This is a genomic window from Caproiciproducens galactitolivorans (assembly GCF_029266045.1).
GTDB classification, from domain to species: Bacteria; Bacillota; Clostridia; order Oscillospirales; family Acutalibacteraceae; genus Caproiciproducens; species Caproiciproducens galactitolivorans.
On record NZ_JAJUFJ010000003.1, the window covers coordinates 53,865 to 74,758 of the forward strand.

The 20,894-nt window shown below is 47.9% G+C and carries 16 protein-coding genes; 13 read left to right on the top strand and 3 right to left on the bottom strand.

Annotated elements, in window-relative coordinates:
• Positions 1-49 precede the first annotated feature (49 nt).
• The 12 genes from P9B68_RS03725 (at position 50) to htpG (ending at position 15,172) form a co-directional block, all read left to right on the top strand.
• Positions 50-2,269 (top strand): penicillin-binding transpeptidase domain-containing protein, encoded by a 2,220-nt coding sequence (locus P9B68_RS03725; protein WP_135660563.1) that lies wholly within the window; start codon positions 50-52, stop codon positions 2,267-2,269.
• Positions 2,270-2,290: 21 nt separating this feature from the next.
• Complete coding sequence (locus P9B68_RS03730) at positions 2,291-2,812, top strand: hypothetical protein (protein WP_135660561.1); 522 nt, start codon at positions 2,291-2,293, stop codon at positions 2,810-2,812.
• A gap of 66 nt (positions 2,813-2,878) precedes the next feature.
• Positions 2,879-3,886, top strand: coding sequence for a phospho-N-acetylmuramoyl-pentapeptide-transferase (gene mraY, locus P9B68_RS03735; RefSeq protein ID WP_135660559.1), 1,008 nt, complete (start codon positions 2,879-2,881; stop codon positions 3,884-3,886).
• Positions 3,887-4,152: 266 nt separating this feature from the next.
• On the top strand, positions 4,153-5,250 hold the full coding sequence (ftsW, locus tag P9B68_RS03740) for a putative lipid II flippase FtsW (protein ID WP_167875224.1): 1,098 nt from the start codon (positions 4,153-4,155) through the stop codon (positions 5,248-5,250).
• A 61-nt stretch (positions 5,251-5,311) separates the two neighbouring features.
• Positions 5,312-6,433, top strand: coding sequence for an undecaprenyldiphospho-muramoylpentapeptide beta-N-acetylglucosaminyltransferase (gene murG, locus P9B68_RS03745; RefSeq protein ID WP_135660555.1), 1,122 nt, complete (start codon positions 5,312-5,314; stop codon positions 6,431-6,433).
• A 64-nt stretch (positions 6,434-6,497) separates the two neighbouring features.
• Positions 6,498-7,751, top strand: coding sequence for a UDP-N-acetylglucosamine 1-carboxyvinyltransferase (murA, locus tag P9B68_RS03750; protein ID WP_277668474.1), 1,254 nt, complete (start codon positions 6,498-6,500; stop codon positions 7,749-7,751).
• Positions 7,752-7,796: 45 nt separating this feature from the next.
• Positions 7,797-8,753 carry a cell division protein FtsQ/DivIB gene (locus P9B68_RS03755; protein ID WP_135660551.1) on the top strand — a complete coding sequence of 319 codons (957 nt, stop codon included), beginning with the start codon at positions 7,797-7,799 and terminating at the stop codon, positions 8,751-8,753.
• A gap of 174 nt (positions 8,754-8,927) precedes the next feature.
• The gene (gene ftsZ / locus P9B68_RS03760) at positions 8,928-10,022 is read left to right on the top strand and encodes a cell division protein FtsZ (RefSeq protein WP_135660549.1); all 1,095 of its coding nucleotides are present in this window, start codon (positions 8,928-8,930) and stop codon (positions 10,020-10,022) included.
• 308 nt (positions 10,023-10,330) lie between these two features.
• A complete protein-coding gene (locus P9B68_RS03765; protein ID WP_277668475.1) occupies positions 10,331-11,254 on the top strand; it encodes a magnesium transporter CorA family protein in 924 nt (307 codons plus the stop codon).
• An 83-nt stretch (positions 11,255-11,337) separates the two neighbouring features.
• Positions 11,338-11,871: a FumA C-terminus/TtdB family hydratase beta subunit gene (locus P9B68_RS03770; RefSeq protein WP_135659869.1), complete on the top strand. Its 534-nt coding sequence runs from the start codon at positions 11,338-11,340 to the stop codon at positions 11,869-11,871.
• Positions 11,872-13,056 (top strand): cation diffusion facilitator family transporter, encoded by a 1,185-nt coding sequence (locus tag P9B68_RS03775; protein ID WP_277668477.1) that lies wholly within the window; start codon positions 11,872-11,874, stop codon positions 13,054-13,056. It begins immediately after the preceding gene.
• 226 nt (positions 13,057-13,282) lie between these two features.
• Positions 13,283-15,172: a molecular chaperone HtpG gene (gene htpG / locus P9B68_RS03780; RefSeq protein ID WP_135659865.1), complete on the top strand. Its 1,890-nt coding sequence runs from the start codon at positions 13,283-13,285 to the stop codon at positions 15,170-15,172.
• Between the two features lie 99 nt (positions 15,173-15,271).
• Here htpG and P9B68_RS03785 read toward each other — a convergent pair whose 3' ends face one another.
• Genes P9B68_RS03785 through P9B68_RS03795 form a run of 3 tightly spaced genes read right to left on the bottom strand, consistent with a single transcriptional unit; the run spans position 15,272 to position 20,000 of the window.
• Entirely contained in the window at positions 15,272-17,857 is a 2,586-nt protein-coding gene (locus tag P9B68_RS03785) for a transglutaminase TgpA family protein (RefSeq protein ID WP_277668478.1), read from the bottom strand.
• A gap of 16 nt (positions 17,858-17,873) precedes the next feature.
• Positions 17,874-19,055, bottom strand: a complete 1,182-nt coding sequence (locus P9B68_RS03790) for a DUF58 domain-containing protein (protein WP_135659862.1) — start codon at positions 19,053-19,055, stop codon at positions 17,874-17,876.
• 9 nt (positions 19,056-19,064) lie between these two features.
• Positions 19,065-20,000 carry an AAA family ATPase gene (locus P9B68_RS03795; protein WP_135659860.1) on the bottom strand — a complete coding sequence of 312 codons (936 nt, stop codon included), beginning with the start codon at positions 19,998-20,000 and terminating at the stop codon, positions 19,065-19,067.
• A gap of 173 nt (positions 20,001-20,173) precedes the next feature.
• On the opposite strand from P9B68_RS03795, the gene P9B68_RS03800 reads away from it, so the two are divergent.
• Positions 20,174-20,893, top strand: a complete 720-nt coding sequence (locus P9B68_RS03800) for an NAD-dependent protein deacylase (protein ID WP_135659858.1) — start codon at positions 20,174-20,176, stop codon at positions 20,891-20,893.
• Position 20,894 lies beyond the last annotated feature (1 nt).

Sequence of the window (20,894 nt, forward strand, 5' to 3'; positions counted from 1 at the left end):
CGAATCTTAACTCTCATTTTTGTAACGCAATGTATTTGGAGGAAAGAAAATGTCAAAAGGCACAACAATACGAATGTGGCGCCGCACTATTTTTGTGCTGCTGGCTTTGATCATCGTTGGTTTTGGCGCAATTGTATTCAGCCTGGCAAGGCTGCAGCTTGTGGAAGGCTCCAGCTTGCAGACGCGCGCAGTTGACCAGCAACTGAAGGACACCGTTTTCAGCGCACAGCGGGGAACAATTTATGACTGCAATATGAAGCCGCTTGCCGAAAGTGCCAGCGTTTGGAAGGTTGTGCTGGAACCCGCGTTTATAACGGATAAAAACCGCGAGGTGATTGCGGAAGGGCTTTCTAAAATCTTAGGAATGGATAAAAACGAAATCATCAAGCGCAGCATGAAGAAAACCTACTATGATGAATTAAAACGGAAAGTGGAAACCGACGTAAAAGACCAGATTATCAAATTTAAAGTTGAGCATAAAATTGACAACGGGATACGTTTAATCGAAGATTTTAAAAGGTATTATCCCTATGGGGAATTTGCGGCTTCTGTTCTTGGTTTCACAGGAACGGACAATCAGGGTTTGTACGGCCTTGAAAAGCAGTATGACAGCTATTTGACCGGTGTGCCGGGAAAACTGGTCACTGCAAAAAACGCAATCGGAACGGATATGCCATTTCAGTATGAACAAAAGGTGAATGCTCAGAACGGCAACAGCCTTGTCCTTACCATTGACGAGGTCGTACAGCATTTTTTGGAAAAGAACCTTGAAGAAGGCGTAAAAGAAAATAAGGTTGGAAACCGCGCCTGCGCGATTGTTATGAATGTGAAAACGGGCGCAATTCTCGGTATGGCGGTCAAGGGGGATTTTGACCCGAACAACCCGTTTGCAATTGCTGATAAGGAAGAAGCGGCGAAAATTGCCGCTATGCCGGATGGCGATGCGAAAAAAGCCGCTTTGAAAGCCGCGCAGGAAAAGCAATGGCGGAATAAATCCATCAGCGATACCTATTACCCCGGTTCCGTTTTTAAAATGATTACGGGTTCAGCCGCCATGGAAGAAGGTATTGTCAACGAAAATACGCCGTTTTTCTGCAACGGGTCGATTAAAGTTGCTTCCGAAACAATCCATTGCTGGCGTTCCTACGGTCATGGAAGTGAGACTTTTGTACAAGGCTTATGCAATTCCTGCAATCCGGTTTTCATCCAGATCGGTGAAAAACTAGGACCGCAGAGATTTTTTAAATATTTCTCCGCCTTTGGCTTCACAAGCAAAACGGGCATAGACCTTCCCGGCGAGCCGCTGCGGACGATTTACTATACGCCCGAACAATTGAACCCGGTTGAACTCGCGACCGAATCGTTCGGGCAGAACTTCAGTATTACGCCGATTCAAATGATTACGGCAATCGCCGCGGTTTCCAACGGTGGTTACCTGGTGCAGCCCCATGTCGTCAGTCAAATTCTGGACGAAGACGGGAACATTGTTAAAACGGCGGACACAACGCCCAAACGCCAGGTGATTTCGGCGGATACTTCCGCCCGCATGTGCAAAATTCTACAGTTGAACGCTACCATCGGCACGGCGAAAAACGGTTACCTGCCGGGGTACCGCATTGGTGGAAAAACAGGGACCTCCCAGAAAATGGACGTTAAGCAGAAGACGGGCGTTATGCAGTACATCGCTTCGTACGGAGGTTTTGCTCCGGCGGATGATCCCCAGATTGCCATGCTAGTGTTTTTCGACGAACCGCATGGAGGCAGTTACTACGGCGCAGCCGTAGCGGGGCCTGTCTTTGCAAAGACAATGGAGGAAATCCTTCCGTATCTCGGCGTGCAGCGAAAATATACCGACAGCGAATTGGCAAAGCTCGACGTAAAAGCGCCGGATGTCGTCGGAAAAACGATTGACGAGGCAAAATCCATACTCAATAAGCAGAAGCTTACGCCGAAGATTTACGGCAGCGGATCGAAAATTGTTTCCCAGGTGCCGGAGTCCGGTAAAACCATACCCCAAAACGGCACAATGGTACTCTTCACAGATGAGAAAAGCTCGGATACAATAGTGACGGTTCCAAAACTCACCGGAATGTCGCTTGCAGCGGCAAATAAGACGGCGGCAAACGCCGGGCTGAATATCAGTATTACCGGTGCGGCGCTGACCGGAACGAATCCGGTTTCCAACTCGCAGAGCATTGCCGCGGGAACCAAGGTACCGCCGGGCACGGTAGTCGTGGTTGGCTTTATTGAGCCGAACCAGGTTGAGTAGAAGGATAAAGGAGATGGCCGCATGGAAAATCTTCATTCTGTCAAAAAACAGATTGCTGTAAGTGATAAAAAGGGGAATACTTTATCCATACTGAATGCGATTCTGGCGTTTTGCGGAAGGGAGAATTACATCGCGCAGCCCGCCGGAGAACCTGCCATGGAAAACACACAGCCGGCGGTGCTGCTTCTTTGCGGCGCGGATGACATTCCTTCCGCTTCCGGCTTTGCGGCCTGTGTGGCGGAATACAGTTTGTCCGCCCTGCCGGAAGTGGCTGAGTATCATCCGATTACGTATTCCGTTTCCAGCGATAACGCGGATTTCACCGCCAGAAATATTCGGAAAACGCCGGAGGGATTTGCCGCGTTTGAAATCATCGGCGTGGGGGTTATCGGCCGGGCGCGGCTTTCTTCGCCGACGCTAGAACCGGTCGGCGACGCCCTTGCGGCTTCTGTTGCGGCGATTACTGCGGGAATCTCTTTTGCAGATGTGCTTGAGGCTTTAAACAACATTCATCTTGAAAGAGAAATGCTTGAAAGAATATGATATAATAAAAAACAAGTCCGTTCCGGCTTGGCGGGCAACAACAACTAAAGGTGGAGTTAGAATATTATGAATTTGTTTTGGACTGCGTTAGCAGCCGTGCTTTCTTTCGCAATTACTGCAATTATCGGGAAGTGGATGGTGCCTTTCCTTCACAAAATCAATTTTGGACAGACGATTCGTGAAGTGGGTCCCAAATGGCACAGCAAAAAGAACGGAACACCAACCATGGGCGGCTTTATGTTTATCATAGGAATTGCGGTAGCGATTCTCCTTTGCGTGCCGATGTATTATACGTATACAAAACAGAATTCGCTTGCCATGCTGATGCGCACGAAGATATTCGGCGGTTTATTAATGGCGGTCGCTTTCGGCGCGGTTGGCTTTTTCGACGATTACATAAAGGTTGTGAAAAAGCGTAATTTGGGCTTAAATGTGCGGCAGAAGCTGGTCCTGCAATTTTTGATTGCGGCGGCATACCTCTATTCGCTGTATCTTGCAGGGGGTACTGCCGTAACGCTGATTCCCTTCTGGGGCAGCGTGAACCTTGGCATCTGGTACTGGATAATTGCGTTTTTTGGCATTGTCGGAATGGTGAACGCCGTCAATTTTACGGATGGAATCGATGGCCTGAACGCGACAGTAACGTTTTTTGTATGCTTGTTCTTTATGCTGCTTTCCGGCATGATGGGCGTAAACGCTTTGAGTATCTTCGCGGCGGCGTCTGCGGGTGGCTGCCTTGGTTTCTTAATCTGGAATTTTAATCCGGCAAAGGTGTTTATGGGCGATACGGGCTCGCTGTTTTTGGGCGGTATTGTCTGCGCGCTGGGCTTTGGCCTGAACCTGCCGATTTTGATTTTGCCCCTTGGTATCGTCTATATCTGCGAAATCCTCTCCGTTGTTTTGCAGGTTTCGTATTTTAAGGCTACACATGGAAAAAGACTGTTTAAAATGAGCCCGATCCATCATCATTTTGAGCTTTGCGGCTGGAGTGAAATCAAAATCTGCAGGGTGTTCGCGCTGGTGACGGTCGTGTTTGGCATTTGTTCCGCATTACTTGTTTATTACGGGTTTTAAGCTTGAATATTTCCACAATATATGCGAAGGATATCCATAGAAAGAGCGCTATATTGTTGCTGCTTCCATTTTTTTATGACAAATTTTTCGCATCCATATGTTTAAATTCGTTTTGACAATTACCCTGATGCACTGAAAGGGGGACAAAAATGGCAGGAAGAAAAACAAAAAACGATACGGCCCCCCGTGTTACAAAGCAAGATGAATCGAAAACAAAGGGAATCCGGAAAAAGTTCAAGGTCTTTTCCGTGCGTTCCGGATTAGATATGCCTTTTCTGTTTTTGGTATTAACCCTGTTGATTATCGGTTTGATTATGCTTTTTTCAGCGAGCTTTGCAAATGCGCTTTACCGCCACGGCAGCAGCTATTTCTTTATCAGCCGCCAAGCGTTCTTCGCGGTCATCGGTGTTGCGGCTATGATTGCGATTTCCTATTTCGATTACCATCATTTGCATAAATTTGCGATTCCCATACTCTTGTTTTCCTATATGATGCTCGTGCTCGTGCTGTTCATGAGACCGATCAGCGGTGTGCACCGTTGGATCAGCCTTGGGCCGCTTGGCCAGTTTCAGCCCTCGGAGCTTGCCAAATTTGCGTTAATCCTGGTGTTCGCCCATTTGATTTCCCTGAACTTTAAACGGATGGATACCTTTCGGTACGGTGTTTTGCCGTACATACTCATTTTGGGTTCCATGACAGGGCTGATGGTGCTCGAGCCGCATGTTTCGGCGACTGTTATTTGTGTTATGCTTGCGGCTGTAATGCTCTTTATCGGCGGGGTGCGGCTTCGCTGGTTCGGTCTTGCCTTTGGCGGGGCGGGAGCGGCGGTTGCTTATCTTGTTCTGTTTACAAAAAAATTCAGCTATGCCAATGACCGTATTGTTGCCTGGCTTGACCCGTTTTCCAATGCGAGCAGGGCGATTATGGAAGACACCTGGCAAACCCGCCAGTCGCTTTACGCCATCGGTTCCGGTGGCCTGCTCGGCCTTGGGCTGGGGCAGTCCAGACAAAAGTATCTTTACCTTCCAGAGCCGCAGAACGATTTTATTTTTGCTATTGTCTGTGAGGAACTGGGCTTTATTGGCGCGCTGATTATCATTATCCTGTTTGCAATGCTTGTCTGGCGCGGAATCAATATTTCGCTAAAGGCAAAGGATAAGTTTGGCATGCTTCTTGGAATCGGCTTGGTTGTACAGGTCGGATTGCAGGTTGTTTTAAACATCGCCGTTGTGACAAATACAATTCCGAATACCGGGATCAGCTTGCCGTTTTTCAGTTACGGGGGTACCTCGCTGGTTCTGCTGTTGGCGGAGATGGGTATAGTGCTTTCCATCTCGCGAACGTCGGCGATCGAAAAAACTTAGCTTCGTTGAAGGGTTTTCAAAATAGCCAAGACCTGGCAGCGGAGGCAAAAGGGGATTTATTATGAGAATTTTATTTGCAGGCGGCGGCACCGCAGGGCATATCAACCCGGCGCTCGCCATCGCGGGCTATGTGTGCGAAAAGGAACCGGATGCACAAATCCTTTTCATCGGGGCAAAGGGCGGTATGGAGGAACGTTTGATTCCCGCCGCGGGCTTCTATTTTAAAAGCATTACCATCTCCGGTTTTCAGCGCAAGCTCAGCCTGAAAAACGTGAAAAGAAATATCGGGACGATTGTCCATATTGTTACTTCCAGCATAGAAGCACGTAAAATGATCCGTGACTTTCAGCCGGATATCTGCATAGGTACTGGCGGCTATGTGGCCGGTCCGGTTCTCCGCGAAGCAATGAAGATGAAGATACCGGCGCTTATCCATGAACAAAACGCCTATCCGGGCATTACCAATAAAATGCTTTCCAAGAATGCGGATAAAACTATGCTCGCCGTTGCGGACGCACAGAAATTCCTTGCCCCTTCAGCGAAATGCGTGTTAACTGGGAATCCGGTGCGCCAGGCGGTTATCCGCGCGGACCGTGAAGCGTGCCGCAAAGCGCTTGGTCTGGACGACCGGCCGCTGATCCTTTCTTTCGGCGGAAGTCAGGGCGCGCGCAAAATCAACGAGGCGATGGCCGAACTGCTGGTGAAAAGCGCCAAAACCGGCCGTTTCCAGCATATTCACGGGTACGGCCAGTGGGGAGGTTGGTTCCCTGATTTGCTGAAGGAGAAAGGCGTGAACCTTTCGGAACGTCCCAATATAGATGTTCGGGAATATATTCATAATATGCCGGAATGCCTTGCCGCAGCCGACTTGGTTATCTGCCGCGCAGGTGCGATTACGCTGAGCGAATTGCAGGCACAGGGAAAGGCTTCGATCTTGATTCCGTCGCCAAATGTTGCGGAAAATCATCAGTATCACAACGCAATGGCAATGGTTGACCGCCATGCGGCGGTAATCCTTGAGGAAAAAGACCTTTCCGGAGCGGCTCTTTGCAAATTGGTCGATGAGCTGTTCGAAAATCCGGACACGATTCGGTCGCTTGGAAAAAACGCCCGCGCAATGGCAATTCTGGATGCCAATCAGCGGATTTATAAAATTATCAAAGAGGTGCTGGCAGGGAACTGACAAAGCAATCACCGCAATGCCAGAAGCCGCATAGTATGGCATTAGACTATGTGGGGGTGTTGCTATGTCAGAACTTTTTATACAGGGACCAAACAAACTCTCAGGGGAAATTTGTATTCACGGTGCAAAAAATAGCACATTACCGCTTATGGCGGCCTCATTGCTCTGTGACAACGAGTGCATACTACATAATTGTCCTGTTTTGTCGGATGTAGACACATCTTTGAAAATTTTGCGCTATCTGGGGTGCAGGGTACAGCGTTTGGGGAACGATGTCGCGATTGATCCCTCGAGCGCGGATCAATGTAAAATCCCGGATAGCCTGATGCGTGAAATGCGATCTTCGATTATTTTTTTGGGTGCGATTGTTAGCCGCATGGGTAAAGCTGAGCTTTCTTTCCCAGGTGGCTGTGAACTGGGGCCGCGGCCGATCGACCTCCATCTTTTGGCTCTAAGGAAGATGGGCGTCATAATTGAGGAGGATCACGGGTGTCTGAAATGCAGCGCGCCGGACGGCGTAAAGGGCACCTGTATCAATCTTTCTTTCCCGAGTGTAGGCGCAACGGAAAATATTATGATCGCAGCCAGCTGCGCAAAGGGAACAACCATCATTACCAATGCGGCGCGTGAGCCTGAAATTTGGGATTTAGCCGATTTCCTCAATTCGTGCGGTGCGAAAATTTATGGGGCGGGCGAAAGCACCGTTGTTATAGAAGGCGTAAAATCCTTGAGTGGCTGCGAACATAGAGTGATTCCGGACCGTATCGCTGCGTCCACTTTTTTAGCCGCCGCCGCAATAACTGGCAGCACGCTTACGGTTTCCCAAATCATACCGGAACACATCGCTCCGGTCATTCCGATCCTGGAGGAATGCGGCTGTCATTTTGACATATCGAAAAGCAGCATGAAAATTACCGCGCCGAAACGGCTCGGAAGAGTCAAGAGCGTTCGCACGATGCCCTATCCTGGTTTTCCAACCGATGCGCAGGCACCAGTTATGGCGATGACCACGCTTTCGGACGGAACAAGCGTTTTTATAGAGACAATTTTTGAAAGCCGATATAAACATGTTGGCGAGTTGCTGCGCCTTGGGGCAAACATTAAGGTCGAGGGACGCGTGGCGATTGTGGAAGGAGTCAGCCGCCTTTCCGGAGCACCGGTGGAGGCTGCCGATCTGCGCGGGGGAGCCGCTCTTGTTGTTGCGGGGCTTGCGGCGCAGGGAGTAACACAGATTAGTGGTTTAAAGCATCTTGACCGTGGATATGAAAGTTTGGAAAAGAGTCTGGCTTCGCTGGGAGCAGATATTAAAAGAATCTAGGCGATATTTATTGGGAAAGGCCTAACCCGTTACCGGAGGTTTTAAATGAGCAGGAAGCGAAACAGCAGGAGGGATCTGACGCCGCGTGTATATGATAAAAAGAGCGGTGAATATCGCCCCGTGGCGGATTTGCGGGAACAAGATCCAGCAGTACGTAACAAATATGCCACACCACAGCGCCGGTCACAGCTGCGCAGGCGCCGGAGACGCCGATTCCTTCTGGTTTTCTATATTCTGCTTTTTTTAACGGTTACCGTGGGGGCTGTGGTGATTTCCTTGACCGTCCTGTTTAAAATAGATGCCATTGAAGTCACGGGTACTTCGCGTTATTCAGCGAATGCGATTGTTGAGGCGGCAGGAATAAAAAAAGGCGAGAACCTTTTTCTTGCCAATACGGAAGGGGCAAGCGCCGCAATACAGCAAAAGTTGCCCTATATCGGAACCGCAAAGGTTTCCCGGGGTCTGCCTGCGAAAATCTATATTAAGGTTGCCGAAGTGCCGGTATCCGGTGTGTTGGAGAACAAGGGAAAATACATTGTGATTGGAACAAACGGAAAAGTCCTTGAGATCGCCAATCGGATGCCGGCCAACTTCCCAGTCATTAAGGGTCTGTCGCTGGCAAAGGCGGAAACAGGGAAAATGATCGTCTACAAGGACAGCGCGCAGCAGGATATATTTAAGGATCTGACGGCGGCGATTACAAACAACAAATTAGACAAAATTACGGAAATTGACCTGAGCAATCCATCAAAGATTCAAATCCTCTATGATTCCCGTATTTTGATGAATCTGGGACTGCCGTCTGATTTTGATTATAAAATCCGTTTTGCAAAAACAATTCTTGACGAGGGGAAAATTAAAGAGAATGAGTACGGAACCCTGAACCTTTCCGTTGCTGCGGAAGATAATAAAAGCTTCTTTGATCCGTCCCATGCGATTTCTTCAGCGCCGTCCAGACAGAGCCCTTCTTCAGCGTCTTCTAGTACAAGCTCTGCCCAATAGCCCGGTATTTGCATGCGAACATATAATTCCGGATTATAATATAGTAATAAGATAGAATTTTATTGAAATTCAATGCAATACGTGATAAATTATTAGTATATAGTTTAAAATTATAATTTTCATGGACGTAAATCATTCATGAATTTTAGACGTATAGTAAAGGGGATGCAGCACATGGCTATCGAAATAGAAAATGACTTTGACAACATCGTGCAAATTAAAGTAATTGGTGTAGGCGGGGGTGGCGGAAACGCAATCGACCGCATGGTCACCATGGGCGTGAAGGGCGTTGAGTTTATTAGTGTAAATACCGATAAACAGGCACTTTATCGTTCCAAGGCTACGCAGAAAATACAGATTGGTGAAAAGGTAACCCATGGCAAGGGTGCCGGTTCGAAGCCGGAAATGGGTCAGAAAGCAGCGGACGAAAGCCGCGAGGCTATCGCAGCCGCCATCCGGGGCAGCGACATGGTGTTCATCACAGCGGGAATGGGCGGCGGCACGGGTACCGGTGCGGCGCCGATTGTTGCTTCCATTGCGCGCGACATGGGTGTACTTACAGTTGGCATTGTCACAAAGCCGTTTGATTTTGAAGGCCGCCGCCGTATGGAACAGGCTGAAAGCGGCATTGCCGCTTTGCGCGAACATGTGGATTCCCTTGTTGTCATCCCGAATGAACGACTGAAGCTGGTAAGTGAACAGCGCATCACCCTTCTTAACGCGTTTTCCATAGCCGACGATGTTCTGCGCCAGGGCGTTCAGAGTATTTCCGATCTGATTAAGCTTCCCGGTTTGGTCAACCTGGATTTTGCGGACGTAACTGCCGTTATGAAGGACGCCGGGTATGCCCATATGGGTGTCGGCAGGGCTTCCGGCAAGGATAAGGCGGAAACAGCTGCCAACATGGCAATTTCCAGCCCGCTTCTTGAAACCGCAATCAACGGTGCAAAGGGTGTCATTATCAACATTACATCATCGCCGGATATCGGTCTTGATGAAATCGAAACCGCTTCCTCCATGATCGCCGAGCAGGCGCATCAGGATGCGAATATCATTTGGGGTGCTGCGTTCGATGAGAACATGGATGACGAAATGAGCGTCACGGTGATCGCGACCGGTTTCTCAACAGCCAACGATACCTCATCTTTAAACGGGGACAAGTCCCAGGAAAGCGTTAAACGCGAGGGCCCTGTAAAAGATACGTCAAAGGAAAGCTCGATTGACGACGAGGACTTTACTGATATCATGTCTATATTCAACCGGAAATAACATATATAATTCTTAAATCAAAGGCGAATACGTTTTGTGTATCCGCCTTTTTTTTGAATACCCACAAAAACTTTTTAAGACGGTGAAGTTCGAATATAAATCCTCTAATTCGTCCAAATATTGCCTTAAACTCCATTTTAGCGCGAATTTATAGAAATATTGCTCAAAATACCCTCCATACTCTTGTAATCTCGTTATTTTGTGTTATAATAACGTTTGGGCAAATTTGAATTATATTGGGGGTGGCATTGTGAAACCTGACCCTTTCAGTCGACGATATCAAAAACATAATAAAGGAGACGAGCGCAATGCTATCCTATTACAAGACGATCGACGGCCATATTACGCCGATTCCTTCCTGTGAACCTGGATGCTGGATTAACTGCGTGGCGCCGGACGATGCGGAGGTTAACAGCCTTATTTCGGATTTCAATATTGAACCGGATTTCTTTCGGGCTGCAATGGACGAAGAAGAATCTTCGCACATTGACCGCGAAGACAGCAGCACATTGATTATTATTGATATTCCGGTTATTGAGAAATCTGGAAAAAACATCACCTATTCGACGATGCCTGTGGGCATTATTATTACGGAGAAAAACGTTATTACCGTTTCTACAAAGGAAAACCCGGTGATTAGTGAGTTTTCCGAGGATGTTGTCAAGGATGTTCAGACTAATATGAAAACCCGCTTCATCCTTCATATCATGCTTCGCGTAGCGACGCGTTATCTACAGTACTTGAAGCAGATTGACAAGATCAGCAGTTTTATTGAAAAAGAGCTTCGGAAATCCATGAAGAATTCCGAGCTGATTCAGCTTTTGGATATTGAAAAATCCCTGGTGTATTTTTCTTCCTCTTTAAAGGCGAACGAAATAACAATTGAGAAGATTATGCGCGGTCGCGTTGTAAAGCTTTACGAAGAAGATCAGGATTTGATTGAAGACGTTCTGATTGAGGTTAAACAGGCGATTGAAATGTCCAGCATTTATCTGAACATTTTGTCCGGCACGATGGATGCGTTTGCTTCGATTATATCAAATAATTTAAATATTGTAATGAAAGCACTTGCTTCTATTACGCTGATGATTTCCATACCGACCGTTATATCCGGTATGTATGGAATGAATGTAAATGGGATGCCGGTTGCAAACTTCTGGTTTCCAGTAAGTCTTTCCGTCATCTGCATGGTGATTTCTTATTTTATTTTGAGAAAGAAAAAAATGTTTTGATTAAGTAGCCAATATAAGGTATAATGGATGAAAATGTCGTAGGGAACTGTAAAACAGTTCCCTACTCTGATTGTGAGGTTAGTATGCAGAGAATACGAATTCATACGAGTGAGATTGCCGAGGCGGCAAAAACACTGCGGGCTGGTGATAAAATTCTGTTGAGCGGAACAGTATATACCGCTCGTGACGCGGCTCACAAACGCATTTTTGCTATGCTCGACAATGGTGAAAAGCTACCATTTGTATTGAAGAATGCCACCGTTTATTACGCAGGGCCGACTCCGACTCCGCCGAATCTGCCGATCGGCGCGTGCGGACCGACTACATCCTCCCGAATGGACGTATTTGCCCCCCGCCTACTGGATTTGGGACTGAAATGTATGATCGGCAAGGGGGGGCGTTCCCCAGAGGTGGTTGACGCCATCAAACGGAATAGTGCGGTTTATCTTTGTGCAATCGGCGGAGCAGGCGCACTCGCGGCAAAATGCGTCCGTTCCTTAAAAATTCTTGCCTTTCCAGATTTAGGCTGTGAATCCGTAAAAGAACTGCAAATTGAGGATTTTCCTTTATTTACGACGATCGATTGCTGCGGAGGAAGCCTGTTTGAGGTGGAGTAATTGTTTGATTTTTTAATCAGAACATTTGTTAAGGATTACAAGAACAAGGATGATGAGAAGGTAAGGGAGTGCTACGGTAAATTTTCCGGTGCGGTTGGCATTGCGACGAATGTTTTGCTGTTTGTCATTAAGATAATTGCTGGCGTTGTATTTCACAGCATTGCAATTACTGCGGATGCAATCAATAACCTTTCCGATTCGGGTTCTGCTGTTGTTACGCTGGTTGGTTTTAAGTTGGCCGGGAAGCCGGCAGATGAAGAACATCCTTACGGTCACGCTCGCATCGAGTATTTATCCGGATTAATCGTATCATTTGTGATACTGATTGTCGGTTTCCAGTTGATTCAAAACTCGATTGACAAGATTTTGAACCCACAGGAAGCTGATTTCAACATGCTGACCTTTGGCGTGCTGATTCTTTCCATACTGATTAAAATTTGGCAGTGCCTGTTTTATAAGAAAGTGGGGAAGATAATTGGGTCCTCTACGATCTCCGCTACGGCTGCAGACAGCTTGAACGACGTTTTTGCAACGTCTGCGGTGCTTCTCGGCCTACTGATCACGTATTTTACCGGATTCAATCTGGATGGCTACCTGGGTGTGATTGTTGCTGTTTTCATTATGGTTACCGGTGTGCGGCTGATCGTCGAAACAAGCAATCCGCTTTTGGGAATGGCTCCTTCGGAAGAACTGGTTGATGAAATATACGAGAAAATCATGAGCTACGACGGAATATTGGGAATTCACGACCTTCATGTGCATAATTACGGGCCTAATCGCCGTTTTGCTTCCGTTCACTGCGAAGTTGCTGCGGAGCAGGATATTATGGTGAGCCATGATATTATTGATAATATTGAGCGGGATTTTCTGGCGGACAACGGGATTCATCTTGTCATCCATCTTGACCCGATTGTTACCAGTGACGAGCGGACAAACAAACTTAAGGAACAGGTAAAAGCTTTGATTCGGAACATTTCGCCGCAAATCGGAATGCATGATTTCCGCGTTGTATGGGGTCCCACGCACGCAAACCTGATTTTTGACATTAACGTATCCTTTGATTTCCCAATGAGCGATGCCCAACTGATGCAACGCATTTCAGATGAGGTTTCCAAGTTGGATCCAAGCTATTACGTTGTGTTAACGGTGGACCATGATTATGTTCCAATGGAAAAAATCCGCTGAATCCTTTGCATTGTTTGTTAGAGCAATTTCTGCATAAAAGACCGGACGGAACCCGTACCGGCAAAATACGAATGGTTAAGGAAGCGCCTATATCCCTTGGCGCTTCCTTTTGTACGATACAAAAAATTAACATTCGAGGACTTGAAATTTTCTGGGGCATGTATTAAAATTACTTTAGCACTTAAAAGATTAGAGTGCTAAAATTCACATGTAGAGGGTTGTAGATATGGCGATGAAACAATTTAAAGCAGAATCCAAACGTCTTTTGGATTTAATGATTAATTCGATTTACACACATCGCGAAATATTTCTCCGCGAATTAATTTCGAATGCGAGCGACGCAATCGATAAGCTTTATTACAGAACGCTCAGCGACGGCGACACCGGCCTGAACCGCGACGATTTCTGCATTAATATTGTGCCGGATAAGGAAAACCGCACACTTACGATTTCTGATAACGGCTGCGGTATGACGAAGGAAGAGCTGGAAAACAACCTCGGCACCATCGCAAAAAGCGGCTCCCTGAATTTCAAACAGGAAATCGAGCAGAAGGAAGATATTGAAATCATTGGCCAGTTCGGCGTCGGTTTTTATTCCGCGTTTATGGTTAGTGAAAAGGTTACGGTGCTGAGCAAAGCCTTTGGCAGCGAAGAGGCTTTCAAATGGGAGAGCACCGGAACGGAGGGGTACACCATTGAACCCTGCGAGAAGGAAGACCGCGGTACAACCATTATTTTGAAATTAAAGCCAAATACCGAAGATAATAATTACGATGAATTCCTAGAAACCTACACGCTTCGGAATCTTGTGAAAAAATATTCGGACTATATCCGCTACCCGATTAAAATGGATGTTGAAAAAACCCGCTTGAAGGAAGGAACCAAGGACGAGTACGAAACCTATACCGAAAATGAAACGCTCAACAGTATGGTTCCGATCTGGCGGAAAAATAAGAACGAAATAAAGGAAGAGGAATACAACGAATTCTATAAAAGTAAATTCATGGATTACACAGACCCCATAAAGGTCATCCATTCCAGCACCGAGGGTACCGCAACTTACAACGCCCTGCTTTTCATCCCCGCCAGAGCGCCGATGAATTTTTACACAAAGGATTATGAAAAGGGTTTGCAGCTTTTCTCCAACGGCGTTCTGATTATGGATAAATGCGCGGATTTGCTTCCGGATTATTTCAGCTTTGTACGCGGCCTGGTGGATTCGCAGGATCTGTCGCTGAATATCTCGCGTGAAATGCTCCAGCACGACCGCCAGCTAAAGATTATTGCCGGCCGCCTTGAAAAGAAGATCAAATCCGAGCTGGAAAACATGCTTGCCAATGAACGGGAAAAATACGAGAAGTTCTTTAAAAACTTCGGTTTGCAGCTGAAATACGGCGTTTATCAGGATTTCGGATTGCATAAGGAAGTTTTGCAGGATTTGCTGTTGTTCTATTCTTCCAGCGAGAAGAAGCTTGTAACCTTGAAAGAATACGTTTCACGCATGAAAGAGGGGCAGAAGTACATTTACTATGCATGCGGCGAAACGGTAGAGCGTGTGGACAGGCTCCCGCAGACAGAGGCGGTTAAGGATAAAGGCTACGAAATTCTGTACCTGACCGACGGCGTTGACGAATTTTCTATCCGCATGCTGATGAAGTACGACGACAAGGAATTCAAGTCCGTTTCCGCGGACGACCTGGGACTGGAAACCGAAGAGGAAAAGCAGGCCGCCGCAAAGCAGGTGGAAGAAAACAAGGACATGCTGAACTTCATGAAGGATGCCTTGGATGGGAAAGTTAAGCAGGTTATTCTGTCGCAGAAACTGAAAACCCACCCGGTTTGCCTGTCGACCGACGGAGCGATTTCCATTGAGATGGAAAAGGTGCTCAATGCCATACCTTCTTCGAATGAAAAGGTAACCGCGCAGCGCGTTTTGGAGATCAACGCCAACCATCCGATTTTCAAAAAGCTCTGTTCGCTCTATGAGAACGACAAGGATACTTTAAAGGAATACGCGTCCCTTCTGTATACGCAGGCCTTGCTGATTGAAGGCGTCACGATTGACGATCCGGTGGAATTCTCCAATCAGGTCTGCAACCTGATGACAAAAGATTAAACCCATATTCTTGGGAATCCCCAAAGCCACATACATGAACAAAACCTCCTGTTGTAGATACAGCAGGAGGTTTTGTTGTGCCGCAAATAATATGGATGTTTATAGAAGGTTATAAATATACTTAAACAAAATCTGCTTCCATTTCGGCAGGCTTCTGTAATTTTCCAAAGCGAGACGATGCGCAAACTCCGTCATGGCTTTTAATTCTTCTTTGGTAACGCCGTTCCGGCTGAACTTTGCTTTCTGAGCAAGATCGTTTATTTCCTCGCTGATTTCCCCGCCGAATTGTGTTAACTGCGTCAGATACGTATAAACGCTGATTGCGGCCTGGCGGAAATCCGGCTGTGCAAAGCATTCTTCCCGCTGGCTTAATATATATTTGCGTTTGAGGATTGTGAATGCAAGCAGAGCGAGAAGAATCGCTGCCCCAATCAAAATCTGGAACCGGGCGGCTTTGGTATCCGAAACCGCCTTTGCGCCGGCCTTCGGTGAAGAATTCGGCGAAGAGGACACGGTGCTGTTCGGGGCTTTGCTTTCCGCCTGCCCTCCCGGCTTGCTTGCCGCTTTGCCCTGGGTGGGGCTGCTGCTTTCAGAGACGCTTTGCTCAGGGAGCTGGTTGACGGGATTGTTTTCCTGCGTCAGATTCCTTTCCACCCTGAAGCCGGGAGTAACCTCCAGGGGTTGCCAGCCAAGCCCGGGATAATATATTTCCACCCAGGCGTGCGCGCGGCTGTCCGGAATATTCGCCCAGCCGTCCGCTAAGGCATTTTTATAGTCCTGGGGAGTAACAATATAGCCTTCCGCGTAACGAGCCGGTACACCCATTGTACGCAGCATAACGGCTGCCGCTGTGGCGAAATGCACGCAGTAGCCTCGGCGGCTTTTCGTCAGAAAGTATTCCGTAAAGTCCTCTCCCTTGGGTATCTTGCCGGGATTCAGGGTATAATAGCAGTTTTTGCTCAAATAATCCTTTACGGCATTCGCCATGCTTTCTACGTCGGAGCCGGAATTGGAATCGGATTGCAGGGCCGTCCGGTTTTTTAAAGTACCCATCAAACCTTCCTGTTTTAACAGCTTCTGCACTTTTTCCCGGGTGCTTTGGGGAAGCTGGGTGTACTTATCATAGAGAAACAGGCGGTACGCCTGTTCTGTTTCCATATAGCTCCTGCTTTTAATATCCATTTCCTGCAGAATATTTTCAGGAATGGTGGTTTTGTAATAGGATTCCACATTCCCGGTATTCAGGTCATTATATTTCTCCTGGCTTTCAAAAAAGCGCATCACATGGTTCGGAATGTTGTACCCCTCCGTGGAGGGAAACATGCGTTTTGTGATCAGGCTGTAGACCAGTCCGCTGATATTGGAAGAGACTTCGCCCGGTCCCAGTCCGTATGCATAGAAAGTATATTCGGAGGTGCCGAAGAGAGAATCCGAGCGGATAAATTCATCGTTTACAAAATGCACGCCGGTAATGGCTTCCGGTGTTGTGGAAAGGTTATAAGGCGCGTAAATGCACTGCTTTGACGCACTCACGCTGCGGATCCGTATTCCGAAGGGATTCAAAAGGGGGTTATCCTGCTGGTGCAGAAGGGATGTAAACCAATAGAGCATGTTCTGGACGTTCCGACCGCCGAGCTGCCGGTTTATGGCGGCGTACTCGGAATCGGGGAGCTTTTCCCAGCGCGATCCGGTAAAAACACTTCCCGCAAAGCTTTTTAAGTAAAGGGGGTACTGTTTGTCCGATTTGATTTGCAAGGCGGTTTTTCCGGTAAACTGGATATTGCCCGCATGGTTTAAATCGACATGATTTGTATTTCCCGCTAGCGCCCTGCTGCCGTTCATCAGCGGGCTGTCCGCCGCCGTTTCAATCAGCTTTGCACGCATTTTATCCAGCTGCGGCGGACGCTGGAAGCTTTGCATGGGGAAAAGGGAGAGGATCAGCGCAAAGCACAGAAGAAGCGCAGGGATGGAAATCAATCCGCTTCTTGCGGCGGTAGCGCCGCTCTTGCACATATACCCGCTTTTGATTTTCAGGAATCCCTTCTTTTTTTCCGCCGGAAGCCGGGTTAAGAGCATTGCAGTCCAACAAGCAAACAAAGAAAGAACCGCTGTAAAGTTTGGCGTAATCAGAAACGCAAGCGCGGAAAACAGGAAGGGAGAGGTTACGAGGAAAGTGAAACACAGGCTTTTTTGTTTAATAACCGCATTGCACACAAGGCCGGTGACAATGAACAGGACAAACACCAGAAACAGCGTACAGGTTTCCGGATACAGATCTTTTTTTACGCTTACCAGATAAATGGGAAAATCCAAATCTGTACGGCTTGCGTAGGTTTTCATTATTTGATTGGTTGTTATTACGAATCCCTGCGCCATTCCCGCCCGGAAATACCAAGCCGCGGCAGCGTAAAGGATGACCAATAGGAAATGAATGTAAATGCGTGCCCGTTTCAGCGAGTAGGACACGGTAAAGACCACAGCGAACAGAAGGGCGTACAGGTTCACCGTCAGGGGTAGGACAGGTAGTGAAAAAGCGGAGATAAAGCACCATGCGGCGCCCAAAACGCCCAGAAGGACTACGGTAAAGGAAAACGCCGCGTTTTCAGCGGCAGATGGTTTCTGCTCCATCAAACTCGGGGCGGCGATTTCCATGCCGGAGTTTGCATTGCGCTTGCCTTCGCTCATTTTTCACACCTGCTTTCTATAACGTAATTCCGGAAAGGGATTCCTGTATGGAATTCGGAAGTATTTCCACAATGCCTGTATGCATGGCTTTCAGATTCTCCGTAAATTCAGCGCCCTGATCGTTTTCCAAATTGCCCGTGTACAGCACGGTTGCTTTTATTCCTTCCATCCTGCCGAAAAAGAGGGGAAGCGCATCCGTCAGCCCGCCGGTAATGTAGATAACGTGCGCGCAGCGCATGCTATCCATGCTTTCCCGGGATTTCAGGGCATAAGGGACATCCCTGTAATAACTGGAAGAAAGCACCGCGTTCAGAAGAACCGCCAGGTCTTCCTCGCTTTCGATGGCCGCGTTTTCCATACGGCTGTTTCTTGCGTCGTACCATTCGATCCGGTGCTGGATTGCATTTTCAGTCAAAAAATTCGAAAGGGAGGCAAACGTTTCAATCAAGGCGTCCGCTGTTTCCATATCCGGAGCGAGCAGTTCGACCAGCAGGAGCACCGTACTATCAGTCGGCAGGCTGAACTCCTTCACCATCAGCTTGTCCAGCTTGGAACTGAGCTTCCAATGGATGCTTCTGAGCCGGTCGCCGCTGCGGTATGGCCGGATGTCGAAGATTTCCGACGGGTCATCGCCGGGTTTTATTTTGGAATAGACGCTGCTCTCCGCTTGTGCTGCCACCGCATGGTCGATTTTTAGATCAATCGGATAAATGCCGGGGGTAACGAATACCTCGGCCTGAGCGGCAGGCGGTTTATGCACGGAAAAAATACCTAAAAAGTCATAATAGGTAATTTTCGTCACTTGAAGCCGGATTCTGCCGCAGTATTGCGAACGCATGCGGTATTCCACGCGCTGTTCCGCTTTGGAATTGATAGGAAGAAGCAAAATTTCCTCCTTTTTCTCGCCGCTGAGTACATTCTTGAATGAGATTTGGATTTTTACGCCGGAAAGCGGCAGAAGCGACGTATTCTTCAGCACAATAAAGGTGGAGAAATCCATTCCTTTATTGGCCGCGAAGCGATCCGTTTCCAACGAAACGGTGGTTTTCCGAACGGCGGCGAGTAAAAAAAGGAGGGGAAACAAGGGCAGGATCAAAAGAAATAGGAATGTAAAAAAGGAAAGGTATTCCTTGAAGAAGATGCAGAACACGAAAGCGGCAAGCAGCAGCAGGCCGTAGGAAAGCCGATAACGAAACATGGGGCACCTCTAACCCGCAATGGAAGGCGCCGGCACTTCCTTGAGAATCCCTTCCAGAAGTGCGCCGGCAGATACATTGCTGATTTTTGCCTGGGAGCTCAAAAGAATGCGGTGTTCAATGACGTCGCGGAAAACAAACTGGACGTCCTTCGGCACGACATAATCCCTGCCGGAAAGGTATGCGGTGGCCTGCGCCATTCTTGCAAGCGCAATGGAACCGCGCGGGCTGGCCCCAAGGCGGATCATGCTGTTTTCACGCGTGGCGCTGACCAGACGCGCGATATAGGCATAGAGATCGTCGGATATGTATACCGCGTCAGTTTCATTCTGCATATTGAGGATGGCCTGTGCGTCCACGACTTTGCGTACGGAATCGAGCGGATCGTCCCCCTGTTTGCGCTTCAAAATTTCAATTTCGTCGCTAATTTTTGGGTAGCCCATTGTCAGACGCACCATAAAGCGATCGAGCTGGGATTCCGGAAGCATCTGTGTCCCCGCCGAGCCGACCGGGTTTTGTGTCGCGATCACTATATAGGGTTTTGGAGTGGAACGGGTTGTCCCGTCCACGGTGATTCTTCCTTCCTCCATTACTTCCAGAAGCGCGGATTGAGTTTTACTGGAGGTTCGGTTGATTTCATCCGCTAGGAACAGATTGCACAGCGCGGCTCCGGGCTTATATTCCAATTTTCCCGTTTCCTTGTTGTATATTGAAAACCCGGTTACGTCGGTCGGCATAACGTCAGGGGTGAATTGTATTCTTTTATAGTCAAGGGACATTGCCTTTGAAAACGCGAGCGCTAGCGTTGTTTTTCCAACGCCGGGGATGTCTTCCAGCAGGATGTGTCCCTGCGCCAGAATGACCATTAATACTTTGCAGACAATCGCGTCTTTTCCGACAACGGCCTTTTTTACTTCGTTCATGATTTGAGAAGCCTTCCCCTGCATCTTAAAACCTCCTGAGAATTATTTATCATTCTAGTATAATAGAAATAACACCGCATTGCAAACAACAATTCTTTACATGGATTTTCTATCCAGAGAAGTTGGAAAAAAGGATTTTGCCCTTGCAATTGTTTTGAACAGGGTTACAATAGAATTACCGGAAGGGAGGAAACGTTATGGAAGAAAAGATTGAAAAACTGCAGGAATGGATTGACAGAAGCAAACGGATTGTATTTTTTGGTGGAGCTGGTGTTTCCACGGAAAGCGGGATTCCCGATTTCCGCAGCGTGGATGGGCTTTACCGTCAGCATTACAAATATCCGCCGGAAACGATGCTGAGCCACAGCTTTTATGTAACGCATACGGCGGAGTTCTTTGACTTTTACCGCACCAAAATGCTCTGCTTGGATGCTAAACCCAATGCCGCGCACAAAAAGCTTGCGGAGCTGGAGAAGGCGGGAAAACTGACCGCCGTAGTAACACAGAATATTGACGGCCTGCATCAGATGGCGGGCAGCAAAGCGGTTTACGAACTGCATGGCTCCGTACACCGCAATTATTGCCAGCGGTGCCATAAGCTGTACGACGCGGAATTTATGCTGCACAGCAAGGGAATTCCCACCTGTTTCTGCGGGGGAACCATAAAGCCAGACGTGGTTTTATACGAGGAAGGGCTGGATCAGCGCACGCTGTATGGAGCCATAGAAGCGATTGAACGCGCCGATATGCTGATCATCGGCGGGACCTCGCTGGCGGTTTATCCTGCCGCGAGCCTGATCGATTACTACCGGGGGGATAGGCTTGTGCTGATCAACCGTGACGCAACGCCCCAAGACGGCAACGCCGACCTTTTAATTCAGGGAAGCATCGGCGAAATTCTGAGCCGGATCCATTAAC